Annotated in this window: 16 protein-coding genes; 9 read left to right on the top strand and 7 right to left on the bottom strand. The window is 58.1% G+C overall.

Features of this window, described 5'->3' with window-relative positions:
• Nucleotides 1-108 precede the first annotated feature (108 nt).
• Nucleotides 109-987, bottom strand: a complete 879-nt coding sequence (locus CRN80_RS26695; RefSeq protein WP_032892377.1) for a LysR family transcriptional regulator — start codon at nucleotides 985-987, stop codon at nucleotides 109-111.
• A 155-nt stretch (nucleotides 988-1,142) separates the two neighbouring features.
• Here CRN80_RS26695 and CRN80_RS26690 point away from each other — a divergent pair, with 155 nt between their 5' ends.
• The 8 genes from CRN80_RS26690 (at nucleotide 1,143) to CRN80_RS26650 (ending at nucleotide 7,142) form a co-directional block, all read left to right on the top strand.
• Nucleotides 1,143-1,568 carry a VOC family protein gene (locus CRN80_RS26690; protein ID WP_014718007.1) on the top strand — a complete coding sequence of 142 codons (426 nt, stop codon included), beginning with the start codon at nucleotides 1,143-1,145 and terminating at the stop codon, nucleotides 1,566-1,568.
• A gap of 112 nt (nucleotides 1,569-1,680) precedes the next feature.
• Complete coding sequence (locus CRN80_RS26685; protein WP_098952005.1) at nucleotides 1,681-2,937, top strand: cation:dicarboxylate symporter family transporter; 1,257 nt, start codon at nucleotides 1,681-1,683, stop codon at nucleotides 2,935-2,937.
• Nucleotides 2,938-3,041: 104 nt separating this feature from the next.
• Nucleotides 3,042-3,623 (top strand): TetR/AcrR family transcriptional regulator, encoded by a 582-nt coding sequence (locus tag CRN80_RS26680; protein ID WP_032892373.1) that lies wholly within the window; start codon nucleotides 3,042-3,044, stop codon nucleotides 3,621-3,623.
• Nucleotides 3,624-3,679: 56 nt separating this feature from the next.
• The gene (locus CRN80_RS26675; RefSeq protein WP_098952004.1) at nucleotides 3,680-4,807 is read left to right on the top strand and encodes an alkene reductase; all 1,128 of its coding nucleotides are present in this window, start codon (nucleotides 3,680-3,682) and stop codon (nucleotides 4,805-4,807) included.
• 44 nt (nucleotides 4,808-4,851) lie between these two features.
• Nucleotides 4,852-5,595 carry an SDR family oxidoreductase gene (locus CRN80_RS26670; RefSeq protein ID WP_032892370.1) on the top strand — a complete coding sequence of 248 codons (744 nt, stop codon included), beginning with the start codon at nucleotides 4,852-4,854 and terminating at the stop codon, nucleotides 5,593-5,595.
• A 92-nt stretch (nucleotides 5,596-5,687) separates the two neighbouring features.
• Nucleotides 5,688-6,074, top strand: a complete 387-nt coding sequence (locus CRN80_RS26665) for a nuclear transport factor 2 family protein (RefSeq protein ID WP_032892368.1) — start codon at nucleotides 5,688-5,690, stop codon at nucleotides 6,072-6,074.
• Between the two features lie 313 nt (nucleotides 6,075-6,387).
• Nucleotides 6,388-6,609 (top strand): PLDc N-terminal domain-containing protein, encoded by a 222-nt coding sequence (locus CRN80_RS26655; protein ID WP_003190416.1) that lies wholly within the window; start codon nucleotides 6,388-6,390, stop codon nucleotides 6,607-6,609.
• 14 nt (nucleotides 6,610-6,623) lie between these two features.
• Entirely contained in the window at nucleotides 6,624-7,142 is a 519-nt protein-coding gene (locus CRN80_RS26650) for a hypothetical protein (RefSeq protein WP_098952003.1), read from the top strand.
• 15 nt (nucleotides 7,143-7,157) lie between these two features.
• On the opposite strand, the gene CRN80_RS26645 is transcribed toward CRN80_RS26650, so the two are convergent.
• Nucleotides 7,158-11,303 (bottom strand): CheR family methyltransferase, encoded by a 4,146-nt coding sequence (locus CRN80_RS26645; RefSeq protein WP_098952002.1) that lies wholly within the window; start codon nucleotides 11,301-11,303, stop codon nucleotides 7,158-7,160.
• A 308-nt stretch (nucleotides 11,304-11,611) separates the two neighbouring features.
• On the opposite strand from CRN80_RS26645, the gene CRN80_RS26640 reads away from it, so the two are divergent.
• Nucleotides 11,612-12,469: an SDR family oxidoreductase gene (locus tag CRN80_RS26640; protein WP_098952001.1), complete on the top strand. Its 858-nt coding sequence runs from the start codon at nucleotides 11,612-11,614 to the stop codon at nucleotides 12,467-12,469.
• Between the two features lie 699 nt (nucleotides 12,470-13,168).
• Here the strand turns inward: CRN80_RS26640 and CRN80_RS26635 are convergent.
• From CRN80_RS26635 to CRN80_RS26615, 5 genes are all read right to left on the bottom strand, one after another.
• Nucleotides 13,169-13,408: a hypothetical protein gene (locus tag CRN80_RS26635; protein WP_032892362.1), complete on the bottom strand. Its 240-nt coding sequence runs from the start codon at nucleotides 13,406-13,408 to the stop codon at nucleotides 13,169-13,171.
• Complete coding sequence (locus CRN80_RS26630; protein ID WP_003190423.1) at nucleotides 13,405-13,662, bottom strand: DUF6555 family protein; 258 nt, start codon at nucleotides 13,660-13,662, stop codon at nucleotides 13,405-13,407. The genes CRN80_RS26635 and CRN80_RS26630 overlap by 4 nt, the downstream gene beginning before the upstream one ends.
• A gap of 102 nt (nucleotides 13,663-13,764) precedes the next feature.
• Entirely contained in the window at nucleotides 13,765-14,046 is a 282-nt protein-coding gene (locus CRN80_RS26625; RefSeq protein ID WP_032892361.1) for a hypothetical protein, read from the bottom strand.
• A 40-nt stretch (nucleotides 14,047-14,086) separates the two neighbouring features.
• Nucleotides 14,087-15,376: an SDR family oxidoreductase gene (locus CRN80_RS26620; protein WP_098952698.1), complete on the bottom strand. Its 1,290-nt coding sequence runs from the start codon at nucleotides 15,374-15,376 to the stop codon at nucleotides 14,087-14,089.
• Nucleotides 15,377-15,456: 80 nt separating this feature from the next.
• Complete coding sequence (locus CRN80_RS26615; protein WP_098952000.1) at nucleotides 15,457-16,209, bottom strand: OBAP family protein; 753 nt, start codon at nucleotides 16,207-16,209, stop codon at nucleotides 15,457-15,459.
• Nucleotides 16,210-17,093: the final 884 nt, after the last annotated feature.

Below are 17,093 nucleotides of genomic sequence, written 5' to 3'. Positions count from 1 at the left end.
TAAAATGTGTTTTTTGTGAGGCTGATACGTTTCATCTCGTCTCGTTTCTAGACGTTCTGTCCTCGAGCTATCGGCGTGGTCGGGTGGCGACCACTGGCGAGCGCTTGGTTAGATCAGGCCTCGCTTGAACTGGTCAGAGATCAAGTCAGCCAGTATCCGCACCGGTTCGGTGAGGCTTTGGCGAGAACGGTGTATGAGCCCGATATCACGATGAAAGGTGTGTATGCCCAGATCGAGTGCTCGAACACCCATAGGCCACTCCGGATCTCTGCACGTTTGCGGCACCAATGCGACGCCTACGCCCTTTTTAACCAACTGGAGGATGGCTTCCAGCTCATCCAGTTCGCACACCTCATGCAGCGCGAAATGCATTTGCCGCACAAATCGATCAACCTGCCGGCCGCCGAACGATGAGCGGTCATAGCGAATGAAAGGATGGCTGGACAGGAGCGCCGACCAGTCTTCACCCGGCACTTCGCTCGGTACTATCAGCCGGTAGGGCTCCCGCGCCAGCGTCGTCCAGTGCAGGTCACTCTGAAGCGAGAAGGGGGGGCGAATGATGGTGGCCATGTCGATCTCGCCAGCGTCGACGAGGTTGACCAATTCCATCGACAGCCCTGGAATGATTCGCGTGCGACATTGCGGGCATTGCTGGTGAAACCTAGCCAGCGATTCGGGCAAATATGAGCGCTGCACCGACGCGATTGCGCCGATAGTCACCCGCTCGTTGGTGGGTTGTCCCATCGTCGAGGAACCCAGGTTGTCGTAAAGATTGAGCAGCTCCTGAGCTTGCAAGAGTACCTGGTGGCCCATTCTATTGAGATGCGCAGAGCGTCCTTTTCTGTCGAAAATTTCGACGCCCAGTTCAGCTTCGAGGCGCTGGATTTGCGCGCTCACAGCGGCCTGGGTCAGGCCGATTCTGTTGCCGGCAGCGGCAAAAGTGCCTTCCCGCGCAACAGCGATGAGTGTCTTGAGTTCTTTGATCATTCATAAATATTAATTGTGTTTCTAAGAAATATATATTGATTTTTATGTTGGGTTTTCCGTCCTACGATGTTTTCCATCCCCGGCAACGGCTGAGCCAAGCGAGGCAATGACGGGGGAATGTTCGCCAAGCCCACAAAAAAAGCACTGGAGATCTGATGAGCCTCTCGCCATTCCACCTCGCAATACCTGTTTACGACCTGGCTTCAACACGGACCTTCTACGGTGAGGTTTTTGGTTTAGAAGAAGGGCGGTCCAGCACTCAATGGGTCGATTTCAATTTCTATGGTCATCAACTGGTGATTCACGAGCATCCCAAAACCGCCTCTCAAGAAAGTGTTCATAGCAATCCGGTCGATGGTCATGATGTTCCTGTTCCGCACTTCGGCATCATTCTGGGTTGGGAGCAATGGGAAGCGCTGGCCGAGCGACTGAAGTCGTTTGGTACCGAATTTGTGATCGAACCGTACATTCGTTTTAAAGGTCAGGTTGGCGAGCAAGCCACCATGTTCCTGTTTGATCCTTGCGGCAATGCCCTTGAATTCAAGGCGTTCAAGGATATGGGCCAGCTCTTCGCGAAATAAGAACACCCATGGCACAGCTGAGCTGTGCCATGGGTGCTCACGTGAGCTGCAAGCTCATGACTCTAGCAACTGCTGATAACGCAGACCTTTCATACCAACAAGAAGGCTAGACATGAAACGTATTCCCTTGGTGTGGCAAATCGTTGCCGGGCTGTTGCTTGGCGTGCTTGTCGGTTGGTACTTCAATACCCATCCGCACTATCAGGCATGGGTCAGCGTGCAGGTTCTGAAACCGCTTGGTGACATCTTTATCAAGATGATGAAGATGGTCGTTGTGCCAATCGTGTTCTGCTGCATGATTCTGGGCATTGCCGGTGGCCCAGACAGCAAGTCATTTGGCCGCATGGGTGTGCGCTCGCTCGGTTATTTCTTTGCGATTACCGCGCTGGCCGTCGTCATAGGCTTGTGTTTCGCAAATCTCTTCGAACCGGGAACAGGTACCGATATTTCCGGTGTTTCGCACGGTGCCGCATCCATCATGCTGGAGCCGCCGAAAGGAGCGCTGGTAATATTGCAGAACATCGTGCCCGATAACGTATTGGCTGCGATGTCCGAGGGGAAATTGCTGTCGGTGTTGTTTTTTGCCGTGCTGTTCGGCTTGGCATTGAACGCCTTGCCGAAAGAGAAAAACGCACCGGTCATCGCACTGCTTCAAAGTGTTTGCGATGCGATGTTCAAGGTTGTCTCCATGGTTATGGCTTATGCGCCTGTGGGTGTGTTCGGCATGATCGGCGCGACCGTGGCGACGTTTGGTTTCGCTTCTTTGTTGCCATTGCTCAAGTTGATTGGTGTTGTGTACCTGGCGCTGATTGTTTTTGCGTTGGTGGTACTTGGCGGTATTTGTTACTTGATAGGCGAAAACATTTTCAAGTTGATCCGGTACTTGCGCGATGAGTTGATGCTCGCGTTCTCAAGTGCCGCCTCGGCCGCAGTGATGCCGCAGTTGATGACAAAGATGGAAAGTTACGGCGTGCCGCGTCGGATCGTCAGTTTCGTGGTGCCGGTGGGGTATGCGTTCAACCTCGATGGTGCGTCGATTTTTCTTGGGGTGGCGACGATCTTTGTCGCGCAACTCCATGGCATCGACCTGTCGTTATCCCAACAGATGCTGTTGGTGGTGACCATGGTGCTGACTTCCAAGGGCGCAGCAGGGGTGCCAGGTTTCGCCATCATCATCTTGTCAGCGACATTGGCCTCAGCAGGTCTTCCACTGGAAGGCGTGGCGTTGATCGCTGGCATTTTCAGGATCATCGACAGTGGAACCACTACGTTGAACGTGTTGGGCAATGCCATTGCCCCGTTAGTCATCGCCAAGTGGGAAAAGGTCGAGCTCAGACCTTCAGCGGATTATCCAGCCGCACGGGCTTAGTCGTTTGCAGGAGCAACGATAGGCGAGAACGCAGGAGGTCATTCGTCAGGTATTGCTAATGTTTTGTAGACGACCGGTCTAGTTTTGGATAGGCTCTCGTCATTATGAAAAAATCTAATCTGGACATGCGACAGCACATCATCGATGTAGCGAAGACACTGATGACCCACAAGGGCTATACCGCCGTCGGTCTTATGGAAGTATTGACGACGGCGGGCGTGCCCAAGGGCTCGTTTTATCACTACTTCCGCTCCAAGGAGGAGTTCGGCCAGGCACTACTGGAAGAGTATTTCCAAGAGTATATCGGTCGGGTAGACATCGTCATGGCAGCGCAAGGGACTGGCGCCGAGCGGCTGATTGGCTACCTGAGTTACTGGGCGAAGACACAGGCGTTCGATCATCCCGAGGAGAAATGCCTGGTGGTGAAGCTCGGCGCAGAAGTGTGCGACCTCTCGGAGGACATGCGCAGCGTACTTGAAGAGGGCACCGCGCTGATTATCCAGAGGATCACCCGGTGTATTGAACAGGGGATGGCCGATGGCTCCATCACGTCGACCCAGAACGCCGAGACATTGGCTGAATCGTTGTATCAACTGTGGCTTGGGGCTTCACTGTTAGTGAAGGTGCGAAACACAACGGCTGCTTTCGAAACAGCGCTGAACACGAGTAAGCGTCTGCTGGCATAGGGGCGTTTTTTTTTACCACTTTACTAGACGACCGGTCTAATTTATCGAGAGGCTTTATGACCGATATCACCACGGATACCGACCTTTTTTCTCCCATGCATCTGGGGGCGCTGCAATTGGCTAACCGGATAGTCATGGCGCCCGTCACACGGAGCCGGATGGCCGACGACGGTGTGCCAAATGAAATGCACGCCACTTACTACGCTCAACGTGCCAGTGCCGGCTTGATCATTGCCGAAGCGACGAACATTTCTGCCCAAGGACGTGGCTATGCCATGACTCCGGGAATCTGGTCGCAAGAACAGGTGGCCGGCTGGAAAAAGGTCACCGACGCAGTGCACGCGGCGGGCGGCAAAATTGTCAGTCAGTTGTGGCACGTGGGACGTTTTTCCAGTGTCGAGTTGCAACCCAACGGCGAAGCGCCGGTAGCGCCTTCGGCGATTAAGGCTGAAGGTAGCACCTACACCGAAAATGGCTTTGTCGAGGTGTCGACGCCTCGTGCGCTGCAAACCTCGGAGCTCCCAGGGATCATCGAGCAATACAAGCGGGCCGCCGAGAACGCCAAACGAGCCGGTTTTGATGGCGTAGAAGTGCATTCGGCCAACAGCTATCTGCTCGATCAATTCCTGCGTGATTCCACTAACAAACGCACCGATCAATACGGTGGCTCCATTGAGAACCGGGTGCGACTGACCTTGGAAGTCACCGAAGCCGTGGTTTCGATATGGGGTAACGACCGTGTCGGTATTCGCCTTTCACCGGTGACCCCTGATGCCGGTAATACGCCTCCTGACAGCAATGTCATGGCGACTTATGGCTACCTGATCCAGCAGCTCAATCAATTGAACCTGGCGTACCTGCATTTTGTTGAGGGCGCCACGGCGACCTCCCGCACCGTGCCCGAAGGCGTGGACCTGGATGCACTGAGTGCCCAGTTTGAAGGGCCATTCATAGGCAATAACAACTATGACCTGGCGATGGCAATCGAACGCCGGGCGCAGGGCCGGATCGATGCGGTTGCATTTGGTCGCTTGTTCATTTCCAACCCCGACCTCGTCGAGCGTCTGCGTCGCGGTATTGAGCTGACCATCGCTCCACGCGAGAGTTACTACGGCGGGGGTGCAAAAGGTTACATCGATTGGCCAACCGCTGACGCCTCACTAGCAAGGTCCCGCGCTAATTAAGGCGCAGGCGTCGCAATAGCAGTCATTGCAAAAAGGTATTGAACATGAATTACCTGCAAAACAAGGTAGTCATCGTCACGGGCGCATCCTCAGGCATCGGCGCGGCAACCACCCGGGCGCTGGTAGCGCAAGGTGCGCGTGTGGTTGCCGCCGCCCTTGATGAAGAGGCGTTGGAGTCTTTCGTCGCTGACCTGCGCGAGGCCGCAAGTGAGGTGGTCGCGTTTACTACTGATGTGACTCAACCGGATCAAACCCAGGCACTTGCCAGGTTTGCCCGTGAAACATACGGCGCCATCGACATTCTGGTGAACAACGCTGGCCTGATGCTTTTTTCCCGTTGGGTTGATCTGGCCGTGCAAGATTGGGAAAAGATGATCGATGTGAACATCAAGGGTTACCTCAACATGACGGCTGCAGTATTGCCGTTCATGTTGGAACAGAAGTCCGGGCAGATTCTCAATATGGACTCTGTTGCAGGGCATCAGGTAGGGCCGTCTGCGGGTGTCTACAGTGCGACCAAGTTTTTCGTCCAGGCCATGACCGAGTCCATGCGCAAAGAACTTGGCGTGCAGCACGGTATTCGCGTTAACACGATCAGCCCTGGCGTCATCAATACAGGGTGGGCGGACAAGGTCAGTGATCCGCAGGGGCGCAAGGCTGCCCAGGCGCTGAACCGGATTGCAATTGGGCCTGACGATGTCGCCCGTGCAGTGATTTACGCGCTCAACCAGCCGGAAAACGTCACCGTCAATGACTTGATCATCTCGCCGACGCGCCAGGATTGGTAACGGGCGGCGGTCATTGACTCATTCAGCAAGACCCCTCGGCTATGTCAGGCGAGCGGTGTGGCATCTCATCCCCCATGAAAGGAAAAACAAGCATGTCAAAGAATATCAAGGCAGTACCCACCCACGCGTACGACGCTGTCATCGCCACAGCCAATCAGTACGTGGAAGGTCTGCGTACCGGTAATGCTCAAAGCGTTGCACAAGCCTTCCATCAAGACGCAGTGATGTATGGGTTCACCAATGGCGAGTTGCTCGGCGGCCCGATCAACAACCTGTTTGATTTCGTTGCGAAGAACGGCGGCGCCCCCCAAATCACCACTCGCCTTGACGTATTGGCAATTACGCCGAGCACCGCAGTAGTACGTGTCGATATGGAAAACGATGCGATTGGCGCCGATTACAACGACTACCTGACACTGATCAAAATTGAGGGTGTCTGGAAGGTGATTGCCAAGGTGTATCACCAGTTCGACGCGTAAGCATCAACCGATCCCGGCACGCCTGATGCCGGGATCGCCGGGCTGTCTATTCAAAGGGTCATACGATGCCAATGGTTGAATTCTCCGCTGTTTTGAACGCCGTGCACAACGCGCCTGGAGCGTGATGAAGAAGTTTGGTGAGATCCAGCAATGGCACCCTGCGATTGTCAAAAGCAGCCTCGAAGACGGCGAGTCCGATGGGGCTGTTGGGTGTCTACTTGCTCAGTGTCGATGAGTCCAACGGTAGGCCCTTAAAAATAATGAACCCTGCCTGCGCCTGTGCACCCAAAGTTACATAACCTGGAGGTGCATCATGCAAACCACTTACTTCTGGATAGGCCTGGCAGTGATCCTCGTACTGCTTGATGCGTGGATCATCAACAGCATCTGGCGCAGCGATAACGCCTCGGCGAGCAAGGCAGGCTGGAGTGCGGTAGTCGTGGTCCTGCCGTTCTTGGGCGCCGCAATATGGGCGATTGCCGGCCCAAGGGGTGTCACCAAGGGGCCGTCTTCTCCCGAGCACAGCAAGGGCTGAGTCCGGGCCGCGCTATGAACAACCCAGGCCCCGACGACTTACACAGCCGCAATTATCCGGTGCAGGAAAACATGGCCTTGCAGCGCAAGGTCTGGCGCTTTGAGCGGGTGGGTTGGTACGCGCTGCTGGCGCTGATCGGCTTGAGCTTGGCAGGCTTGTTTTCCAGCGGGCCGCTGAGCAACCGCGAAGTGCGCAGTGCCGATGGGCAGTTGCGCGTGGAGTACCAACGCTTTTTGCGCAATGGTGCCTCCGACGGGCTGGTGATTCATGTGCAAGGCAAGGCCCAAGAACCCCTGGAGGTCGAGTTGAGCGGTGAGCTGCTGCGCGGTTTCAATATCGAGATGCTGCAGCCTCAGCCGCTCAAGGCCAGGGCGGCCGGGGAGGGCGTGAGCGTCTGGATGCAGAGTGACAACGCCGGCCACGCCGTGTTGTACCTGACCTTGCGCAGCGACACGATGGGCAGTGTGGAGACCCAGGTGTCGCGACCAAAAACGGGCGCGTCCGTGCGCTTTTCTCAGTTCATCTACCCTTGAGCGCCTGCCCTACGCCTAAGGGCGTGAGCGGCACAGTTTTTCGATCAAAGTGATGAGCGAATCATGGCCTACGGGTTTGCTGACATGCGCATTAAAGCCCGATTCAGTCGCCTTTTTCTGGTCATTGCCAGCGCCGTAGCCGGTCAAGGCAATAGCCGGAGCCTGTCGAAGGTGGCCTACTTTGCGCAGCTTCTGCATCAGCTCATGGCCATTCATTTTCGGCATGCCGATGTCCGAAATAATCACGTCGTAATGGGCATCCCGGGCTGTTTCAAGCGCGCTCAAAGGGTCGCTGAAGGCGCTCACTTGGGCGCCTTCCATTTCCAGCAGCATATTCAGTACTTCAAGCACTTCGGCTGAATCATCGACCAGTAACACCTTGAGGCCATTGAGGCGCTGATCTTCGTGCTGGGTAGCGCCGCTATCCAGCAGATGATTCTGTTGTTCGCACAGCGGCAACCAGATCGAGAAGGTGCAACCAAAGCCCAACCCTCGCGAGTGCACACTCACCGAACCACCATGGGCCTCCACCAACTGCCGTACCAGCGACAAGCCAATGCCCAGGCCTTCACGCTGATGGGTCTGATGCTGGTTTTCCGCTTGCCCGAACAGGTCGAAGATTTTCTCCAGGCTGTCTGCGGCCAGGCCTGCGCCGCTGTCGATGACGTCCAGTTGCGCGCGCCCGTCCGTTCGGCTGACCACCAACTGCACCTGGCCGTCCTCGGGGGTGAATTTCAGGGCGTTGTTGACCAGGTTCCAGATCACTTGCTCGATGCGCGTGGGGTCTACGTCAACGATCAGTGGGCCCGGCACCGAAGGAGTTTGAAGGCTGACCTGGCGACGGTGGCCGTCGGCAAGCACCACGCTATGAATGTCCTTGAGGGTGCGAATCAGGTCGATCGGTTGCTTTTTCAGCTTCAGCTTGCCCGTGCGAACCCGGGCGACGTCCAGCAGGTCGTCAATGATCCGCGCCTGGCTGGACACCGCTTCGCAGATGGTATTGACCGCCTTGATGGCCGGGCCCGCAACCTTGGTGGCGGGCAAGCGCCGCAACAGTTCGGCGTTCAGCTGGATCAGGTTCAACGGATGCTTGAGTTCGTGGGACATCACCGCGAAGAACTCATCCTTGAGGTGGCTGTTGGTCTGGGTTTCCTTCAAGCGCTGATTCTGTTCATCTTGCGTGCGCTTGTGGCCGGTAAGGTCCCGGGCAATCTTGACGTAGCCGCGCAAACTGTTGCTCTTGAGCTGGGTGACCTCGCCACTGCAATAGAAGCGGCTGCCGTCCTTGCGCACGTGCCAGCGTTCATCTTCGCCACGCCCATGTTCGCGGGCGGTGCGCAGTTCGCTCTCCGGTACCCCAGCGGAGCGGTCTTCCGGGGAGAAAATCAGGTCGTAATAAGCGCCCAGCACCTCGTCCTTGGTGTAGCCGAAGATCAGTTCGGCACCGGTGTTCCAGTCGGTGATGGCGCCATGATCATCGAGGATGATGATGGCAAAGTCATGGGTGCTCTCGGCGACCAGGCGCATGCGCTCCTCGCCCAGGCGCAGTTCCTCTTCGGCCTGGCGCCGCTTGGTGATATCAATGAAGGTCAGCACGGTGCCGTCAATGTGATCTTCGCTGGAGCGGTACGGCAGTAACCGCGCAATGTACCAGCGGTCGTCGTTGCTGCTGATTTCCCGCTCGATCATGCTCAGCGACTCAAACACGGTGGTGGCGTCTTCGGTCATTTGCGGGTAATCGAGGCGGTGGGTGATGTCCAGCAGCGAACGCCCGGTGTCCACGGGCAGCATGCTAAAAATATCCGTGGCCCGCGGTGTGAACCAGCGAATGCGCATGTTGCGGTCGACGAAGACCGTGGCGATGTCGGTGGACGCGATCAGGTTGGTCAGATAATCGTTGACCTTGTCCGTCTCTTCCACCTTGGTCTTGAGCTCGAAATTGACGGTCAGCAATTCTTCGTTGATCGACTGCAACTCTTCCTTGCTGGTTTCCAGCTCCTCGGTGGCCGAGCGCAGTTCTTCGTTGACCGCCTGCATTTCTTCGTTGGAGGCCTTGAGTTCCTCGCTGGAGACTTCCGCCTGTTCGATGGTGTCCTGCAGGTGCAACTTGGTGCGTTGCAGCTCGCGCTCCAGGTTGCTCATGATCGCGTTTTCGGCCTGGCTGACGGCGTCGATGTCGGGCAGCAACGGGTCGACGGCGGTTTCCTGGAAGATCACCAGCACGTAGTCGTTTTCGGTCGCTTCATCGCGGTAGGGGCGGGCGCTGATGTCCACCAGGAAGGGGCCTTGCTCGCGTTGGATGCGGATCTTGCGCGAAGACACCGGGTTATTCGATTGCTGGACCTGGAACAGCGTGGTGCGAATATCCAGGCGCAAATCGGGGTGCACCAGCGTCAGCAGGTTGTGCGTCACCTCGCCGGCCACGTAGCGCAGGAATCGCCCGGCGCCTTCGCTCATGTGCAGGATATCGGCCTGCATATTCACGATGACGCTGGGCGGCGCGGCTTTTTCCAGGGCGCGCAGGTGGATATCCGCGAACGAGACCTTGTTGGGCGCCTTGGTTTCAATCGTCAGTGTCGTGGTGCTCGGGCGCAGATAGCCGCCACGTGGCATGGTTGGGGCGCGGCGTACGGCGGATGAGCCGGCACGCACCCTGAAAATGCGGTTGCGCTTGTCCACCGGTACGAACAGGTCCAGGCAGCCGTCGGCCGACTCCGAAGAGCCGAGGAACAGGTAGCCACCGGGGCGCAACGCGAAGTGGAACATTTGCAGGATGTCGCGCTGCACTTCGCGGTCCAGGTAGATCAACAGGTTGCGGCACACGATCAGGTCGATCTGCGAGAACGGTGGGTCGGCCAGCAGGCTGTGTTTGGCGAACAGCACCTTCTCGCGAATTTCCTTGCGCACCCGGTAGTGCTGATTCTTCTCCTTGGCAAAGTACTGGCGCAACCGTTGAGGCGGTACGTCGGTGATGATCGCTTCGGGGTACACACCATTGCGGCCATGGGTAATGGCCCGCTCATCAATATCGGTGGCAAACACCTGCATCTTTGCGCCGCTGGCATCCAGCGCCAGTTGCTCGGCCACCAGCATCGCCAGGCTGTAGGCCTCCTCGCCGGTTGAGCAACCCGCCGACCAGATACGCACCTCCTCACGGTGCGGCACGCTGTCTTCCAGTGACTTCACCAGGTTGGGGATCACGTCTCGCTCAAGGGCTTCGAAGGCCTCGCGGTCGCGGAAGAAGTTGGTCACGCCAATCAGCATGTCGCCCAGCAACGCCTTGGTTTCGTCCGGGTTGGCCTGGAGGAAGTTGTAATAGGTGGCCAGGTCGGGTTGAGCCGTGACCTGCAAGCGCCGCTCGATACGGCGTAACACCGTGGCGCGTTTGTAATGCTTGAAGTCATGCCCGGTACTGGCGCGCAGCTGGATCAAAATATCCAGCAACAGCTGCTCGGCCACGGCGGCATCGCGTTCGGAGCTGGGTGGGGTGGTCTTGATCTCCGGGTCGTTGGCGGTGGGCAGGACAATCGACTGGGCATTGCGCCACAGTTCCAGCAGCTTCTGCGGCATTTCCACCACAGGCAACACCAGGTCGACCATCTGGGTTTCGATGGCCGCCAGCGGCATGCCGTCGTACTCGGCGTCTTCCGGCGCTTGCACCAGGGTGATGCCGCCTTGCTCTTTGATCCGTGACAGCCCCACCGCGCCGTCTGAGCCGGTACCGGACAGGATCAGGCAAAACGCGCGTTCTTTATGGGTGTCTGCCAGGTCGCGAAAAAACAGGTCGATAGCAATGTGCGATCCACCATCGCGCACGGCAGGCGAGACCGCGAGGTAGCCATCGTTCATCTTCAACAACTGCGCCGGTGAGATGACGTACACGTGGTTCTTTTCGATGGGCGTGGCGTCATTGACCTGTGACACCGGCATGCGGGTCGTTTCCTGGATGATCTTGTCTGCCACGCTTTGATGGTCGGGCGAAAGATGCAGGACCACCACGAAGGCCATGCCGCAGTCTTTGGGCATGTGCTCAAAAAACGCTTTCACGGCTTGCAGCCCTCCCGCCGACGCACCGATACCCACCACCGGGAAACTCAGGTTGCTGGGGGTCAGATCTTTGCGTTGCGGTACGTTGGGGGACCGCGGGGGGGCAGACTTCATAAATACCAACCTTGGTTAACGGCGCACAGGAAGACGGGGTGTAGAGGGAAGAACTTGAACAACGAGGGCGAGGGCTGAACCGACAGTGAAATATAGCTGAAAACCTGCTGCCAACAAAAATGCCTTGAGGCCACCCGGTCATTCGACGGGCCACTACGCCCCGGTTGAGACGCGTAACCGTCGGAAGGTTTAATCAAACTGACGAGTGGCCACCGTGGGTGCACGGTTATCCGATTTTCTGAAAATCCGTCTGAACTTCGCTTGCTGGCAAACCCTCGCAAAGAGAAACCCACCCAGGAGAAGCTCTGATGAACAGCTATCCAAAACCACCGTTCCAACCCCAGCAACAGTCCGTACCCGGTGAGCAGCGCAAGATGGACCCGATGCCCGATTGCGGTGAGCAGTCGTACCAAGGCTCGGGCCGGCTCGCCAATAAAATCGCCTTGGTCACCGGAGCCGACAGCGGCATCGGGCGGGCGGTGGCCATTGCCTTCGCACGTGAAGGCGCGGACGTGGCGGTGTCGTATCTGGATGAACATGAAGACGCCAAGGAAACCGCACGCTGGGTCGAGGCGGCGGGCCGTCAATGCCTGTTACTGCCCGGCGACCTGGGCAATGCGGATCACTGCACGGCAATCGTCAACGACACCGTGGAGAAGTTCGGCCGCATCGATGTGCTGGTCAACAACGCGGCGTTCCAGATGACCTATCAGTCGCTGGAAGACATCCCCGACGAGGACTGGGTGAAAACCTTCAACGTCAACATCACCGCGATGTTCCGCATCTGCAAGGCCGCGCTGCCGCACATGGCCGAGGGCAGTTCGATCATCAACACCAGCTCGGTCAACTCCGATATGCCCAACCCCAGCCTGTTGCCCTATGCGGCCACCAAGGGCGCGATTGCCAACTTCACCGCCGGCCTGGCGCAGATGCTCGGCGAGCGCGGGATTCGCGTCAACAGCGTGGCACCGGGGCCCATCTGGACACCGTTGATCGTCTCGACGATGACGCCGGACATGGTGAAAAACTTTGGCGGCAACACCCCACTGGGACGCCCCGGCCAGCCGGTGGAAGTGGCGCCGATCTATGTGCTGCTGGCGTCGGATGAAGGCAGCTATATTTCCGGCGAACGCTACGGTGTGACGGGTGGCAAGCCGATACTTTGATCAGTGAGGAAGGAGGGGGATATGAGCGAAGCCTCGAAGCGCCACGAACCGAATCACTCCGAGCGAAAGGTGCGCCCGCCGGCGGCTAAGCGAAACGATAAATCCCAGGCACCGGCAGGCGGACAACACGGGAAGGAGCAAGGCGGTGTCGCCCCTGGAGGGCCATCGAAAGATCCCGAGTCAGGGGCATGAACGCGAGGGGTATTCGCCGGGCCTGACATCCTGAGCGGCTGTCAGACCGCTATCGCAGCATAGGTATCGACACAATTTTTTAGCTTGTAGCAGCACCCAACGGTAACCACGATGCGAAGCGAGCCGCTCTTGATCTGCTCTTGATCTTAGGCGCCCCGTCAAACCACGCTGGCCGGAATTCGACAGTGATTTGGGGGGTAAACCGGCAGGGATGCCGGTTTAGCCGCCCCGCGCCATGGATGGCGCGTGGCGGCGGCCCCCCAAATCACTGGCGGATTACGGGCACACCGAGCCTAAGCGAGGTGCCGAGTGGTGGGGCAAGAGCGTTTTGCTTACTTTTGCGCTGTTCAAAAGTGAGCCGCCGTCAGGGCGGAACCCTAAGTAGCCGTTACCTAAATAACGGATATGTACCCGTTCCAACTGTGTTGACTGTCAGGCCGTCTTCGCAGGCAAGCCAGCTCCCACATTTGAATCGTGGGGTGTCAGATCGATGCGTGCCCACTGACGTTATTTTCGCTTGGAGCGATGAATCCGCATCCACTCCCGATAAGCCACCGTACGCTGCGCATCCGCACGTTTCTTCGCCTCGGTAAAGCGCGCCCACGTCTGCGCATCGCCGCTGTAGGACTCGATAATTTCGTACGCCAAGGCATCCAATCGATCCGCTTCAAAAAACATCTCGGCGTTTCGCGCGACCTCATCGTCCCGCCTGTTTGTCGTTGTGTAACCAAGAGTCTGGCTGTTCATCCTCTGAGGCCCTCCGCCCATTGAATCTGTGCCGCGCCACTCCAGCGCACCTGGGTAATGCCGTATTTCTCCGCCATCGGTTTGGACACACGCTTGAAGGTGTGTTGCCCAAATTTGGGGATCACCGCCACACCAGCGTCACAACTGGCCCAATGCCAAGCCTCGGCATTGTCCATGCGCGGCGCGCGCACGATGAAAGACTTGGGCTCGCCGTGCAGCTGGTACTCGATAGTGAATAGGTCGTTGTGTTTCATGAGGCCTCCTTGATACTCATGAAGTACAGATATTTGACGTCAAAAATAATTCAAATAAGTTGTCCGACAATTCGATGACTGGGCGCAGGGCGTGGATGAGGCCTAGTCATCTACCGTAAAGGTGACCCATCCAGGCCCATCCGCCGGGCGTTTGAGCTCGGCGATAACCCCGCTGACAGAGGAACCGTCAGGCAAATTGACGGTAATAAAGTTGGGATTGCCGGGCCAATCCAATGGCGTGTCAAAGTCCAAGCGCGCGATGGTCGGTTTACCGCTGCTGGTCATTTGGATGTTTTTAGACTCATTAAGGCGTTCATCTGAGGGTGTTCCAAGATGGCGCGAGGCAGTGATGACACTGGCAGTACCTTTGTAATCGTAAGACATGCTGGGTTACCTCATGTAAAGGGGGCAGTCGCCCCCGTGTTCATTTGTGACGAGCTGAATATTTGCGCGCAACGACAACACCGCCCACTAGCAGCGCAGCGCCTATTGCGACCACCCCATAGGGTGTCCGGCGGGTTTGCCGCCAGCCGCCTTCCACGCGACGTTCACCGCTTGCCGGGGTGTAGAGGTTGCCTGCCGACGTCGCGGCGCGCTGGCTGCGCTCAAGGCCGAGGCGGGTGAGCCAACCGGATAACCGGGCAAAGCCAGGCAGCAAAAAATGCGCGACACGAGCCACGGTGGCAGCGCTGCCTACCGTGGTGCTGTCTCTGGGTTGCAGCGCACAGGCCACCATCGCTTGCGCGACTTTATGTGGGTCATACACCGGTGGCGGTGGCGTCAACACGTGGCCGGTAAAATTGCCGCCATCGCGAAAGCCCGGTGTGTCCATCACGGCGGGGTAGATGTCGCATACATGAATATCCGGGTAATCAGTCAGCTCGCCACGCAGGGCTTCAGTCAGGCCGCGCAGGCCGTATTTACTGGCTGAGTACGCGACCGCATAGGGCTGGGCTACCCAACTGCCCAGCGACAAGGTGTTGATCAGGATCCCGCTGTTCTGGGCTTTGAAATAGGGCCACACCACGTGGGCGCCGCGCAGGTACCCGAGCAGGTCGGTTTGCAGCACTTGTTCGTGGGCTTCCAGGGGCGTGTTCTCGAAACTGCCGACCGCGCCAACACCAGCGTTATTGATCCAGATATCGATGCGGCCATTGCCGAAGGCCGCTGCCTGTTCGGCCAATGCGCGCATCTGGTCGCCCTGGGTCACATCGGTTTTAACGGCGACGGCCTCGGCGCCGCGCGCAGCGCATTCCTCGACCACCTCTTCCAGGGCTTTTTCATCCCGAGCCGCCAATACCAAGCGGGTACTTTGCTCGGCAAAGGCGTGAGCAGCCGCGCGGCCAATGCCACTGGAGGCGCCGGTGATCACCACGGTTTTGCCGTGCAGTTTCCCTTTGGCCTGCACGACGCCAGGCGAATCCTCGGGCACGTGGGCGGGCACCGGGTGCAGTTGTAGGCGGGCGCCGTCAGTCAGTATCAGGGTCAAGTTTTCGAGGGTGCCAGCGACGCGGTCGGGAAACACCGGTTCGCCTGTGGCATCGAGCTCATCGTAGATAAACGTCTGGCCCTCAAGCCATCCGACTGCCGTCATCAGTTCAGGGCCCAGGTAGTACTTTCCGTCCAGGAAAAACCCGCTGAAGTTCGGTGTGCGCTCCAGGTTTTCCACGGCGTATCGCTCGCCAGGCCTCATTCCGGTTGCGGTATCAATCATCATGACATCCTCCTTTGGCTGGTCTTGGGTAGAGAAGGGCCCGCAAATGATCGTTCAATCCAAATGACTGAATGGCGGTGTCAGTGCCGGTGGGCCTTTTGGGTTGGGTCGGCGATCTGGATAACCGTGCCCTGGCGCCACGCGTCTGCACCGGGTGCGATGGGCGGCGCGGGGATATCGGCGCGAGTCTTTTTCTTTTCGGTACTGTCGATGCCCAGGCGTTTATCTCGCTCGGCGACCATACGCGGGTCGGCCTGGCCGTCAGCGGTGAACCCCATCATCAATTGCGGGACGCCCAAGGGCAGGCGTTTATCCAGATCGGTATGCCAGGTGTGCCAGGTCTTGCCATAGGTGTGCACCAGCTTCTCCATCAGTGCATGCTCCGCCACCTCGGGGATTCCCGGAGCCACCAGTTGCCCTGACTTCACTTCATGCACATGGCTATGCCACAGCGCCTTCTCAGGCGCGGGCAGCGTGTTGAATTGCGCCTCGCTGATGATGTACTCCACGCCCATCAACTTGGCATCCTTGAGGTTGCCGTCGTAGATCACGCACTGGATGACCTCTTCATTGAGGATTGCGCAGTAGTGATGGGCTTCCATTTGTACATCGGGGTGGCCGTTGTAGAAGTGAAAGCCGTCCAAGTAGGCGTTCAGTGCGTCAATGGGGGGGCGTGATTGAAGCAGGGCGGCGCCGGCTTCCAGCGTTCGGGTCGAGGGCGTCGTGGGTTTTCCGGGGGCTTCGACATTCGAGGGGGAGTTGTTGCCAGCGCAGGCGCTGAGCAGGGCCAGCATCGCTACTGCGGCTAAGGGTTGGGTGGGGTTGTCAGTCATGGTCGGCTGCCTCCTGTTGCCGGTGTGTTCACGCTCGAGGATCAAAGCCAGGTTTAATCCTGTTCTCGTTGGAAAGACGAGCGTACGGAGCGTTCAAAATGCTTTGAGTTGAACACTCACGCATGTGGCTTGCCGGCGATGACGGCCTCACGGCCGGCCCCTATCTATCTGATGCCCCGCGATCAAACTGTGGGAGCTGGCTTGCCTGCGATGACGGCCTCCCAGCCGGCTCCTATCTACCTGATGCCCCACGATCAAACTGTGGGAGCTGGCTTGCCTGCGATGACGGCCTCCCAGCCGGCCCCTATCTATCTGATGCCCCGCGATCAAACTGTGGGAGCTGGCTTGCCTGCGATAACGGCCTCCCAGCCGGCTCCTATCTACCTGATGCCCCACGATCAAATTGTGGGAGCGGGCTTGCCTGCGATGACGGCCTCCCAGCCGGCCCCTATCTATCTGATGCCCCGCGATCAAACTGTGAGAGCTGGCTTGCCTGCGATGACGGCCTCACAGCCGGCCCCTATCTATCTGATGCCCCACGATCAAATTGTGGGAGCGGGCTTGCTCGCGAAGGCGGCCTGGCAGGCGACAAAGTTGGATTGTGTGCATATCCATTGCTGCGGTAACGGCCACTTAGGGTTCCGCCCTGACGGCGGCTCACTTTTGAAAAGCGCAAAAGTAAGCAAAACGCTCTTACCCCACCACTCGGCACCTCGCTTGGGCTCGGTGTGCCCGAACGCAGGCTTGAATCCGTGGGCCGCCGCCACGCGCCATCCATGGCGCGGGGCGGCTAACCCGGCGTCCTGCCGGGTTACCCACGAATTCAAGCCTGCGTTCGGCCAGCGTGGTTTAACGGGGCGCCTGAGATCAAGATCACAAGCAGA

Origin of the sequence: Pseudomonas sp. FDAARGOS_380, assembly GCF_002591235.1 — a bacterium.
Classification (GTDB): domain Bacteria; phylum Pseudomonadota; class Gammaproteobacteria; order Pseudomonadales; family Pseudomonadaceae; genus Aquipseudomonas; species Aquipseudomonas salmasensis.
The sequence above is the reverse complement of the archived record's forward strand: the minus strand, read 5'-3'. Positions and strand labels throughout refer to the sequence as shown.

Coding starts and splice junctions, on each gene's coding strand:
- CRN80_RS26695 (WP_032892377.1), bottom strand. CDS start 987: ATGATCAAAGAACTCAAGACACTCATCGCTGTTGCGCGGGAAGGCACT.
- CRN80_RS26690 (WP_014718007.1), top strand. CDS start 1,143: ATGAGCCTCTCGCCATTCCACCTCGCAATACCTGTTTACGACCTGGCT.
- CRN80_RS26685 (WP_098952005.1), top strand. CDS start 1,681: ATGAAACGTATTCCCTTGGTGTGGCAAATCGTTGCCGGGCTGTTGCTT.
- CRN80_RS26680 (WP_032892373.1), top strand. CDS start 3,042: ATGAAAAAATCTAATCTGGACATGCGACAGCACATCATCGATGTAGCG.
- CRN80_RS26675 (WP_098952004.1), top strand. CDS start 3,680: ATGACCGATATCACCACGGATACCGACCTTTTTTCTCCCATGCATCTG.
- CRN80_RS26670 (WP_032892370.1), top strand. CDS start 4,852: ATGAATTACCTGCAAAACAAGGTAGTCATCGTCACGGGCGCATCCTCA.
- CRN80_RS26665 (WP_032892368.1), top strand. CDS start 5,688: ATGTCAAAGAATATCAAGGCAGTACCCACCCACGCGTACGACGCTGTC.
- CRN80_RS26655 (WP_003190416.1), top strand. CDS start 6,388: ATGCAAACCACTTACTTCTGGATAGGCCTGGCAGTGATCCTCGTACTG.
- CRN80_RS26650 (WP_098952003.1), top strand. CDS start 6,624: ATGAACAACCCAGGCCCCGACGACTTACACAGCCGCAATTATCCGGTG.
- CRN80_RS26645 (WP_098952002.1), bottom strand. CDS start 11,303: ATGAAGTCTGCCCCCCCGCGGTCCCCCAACGTACCGCAACGCAAAGAT.
- CRN80_RS26640 (WP_098952001.1), top strand. CDS start 11,612: ATGAACAGCTATCCAAAACCACCGTTCCAACCCCAGCAACAGTCCGTA.
- CRN80_RS26635 (WP_032892362.1), bottom strand. CDS start 13,408: ATGAACAGCCAGACTCTTGGTTACACAACGACAAACAGGCGGGACGAT.
- CRN80_RS26630 (WP_003190423.1), bottom strand. CDS start 13,662: ATGAAACACAACGACCTATTCACTATCGAGTACCAGCTGCACGGCGAG.
- CRN80_RS26625 (WP_032892361.1), bottom strand. CDS start 14,046: ATGTCTTACGATTACAAAGGTACTGCCAGTGTCATCACTGCCTCGCGC.
- CRN80_RS26620 (WP_098952698.1), bottom strand. CDS start 15,376: ATGATTGATACCGCAACCGGAATGAGGCCTGGCGAGCGATACGCCGTG.
- CRN80_RS26615 (WP_098952000.1), bottom strand. CDS start 16,209: ATGACTGACAACCCCACCCAACCCTTAGCCGCAGTAGCGATGCTGGCC.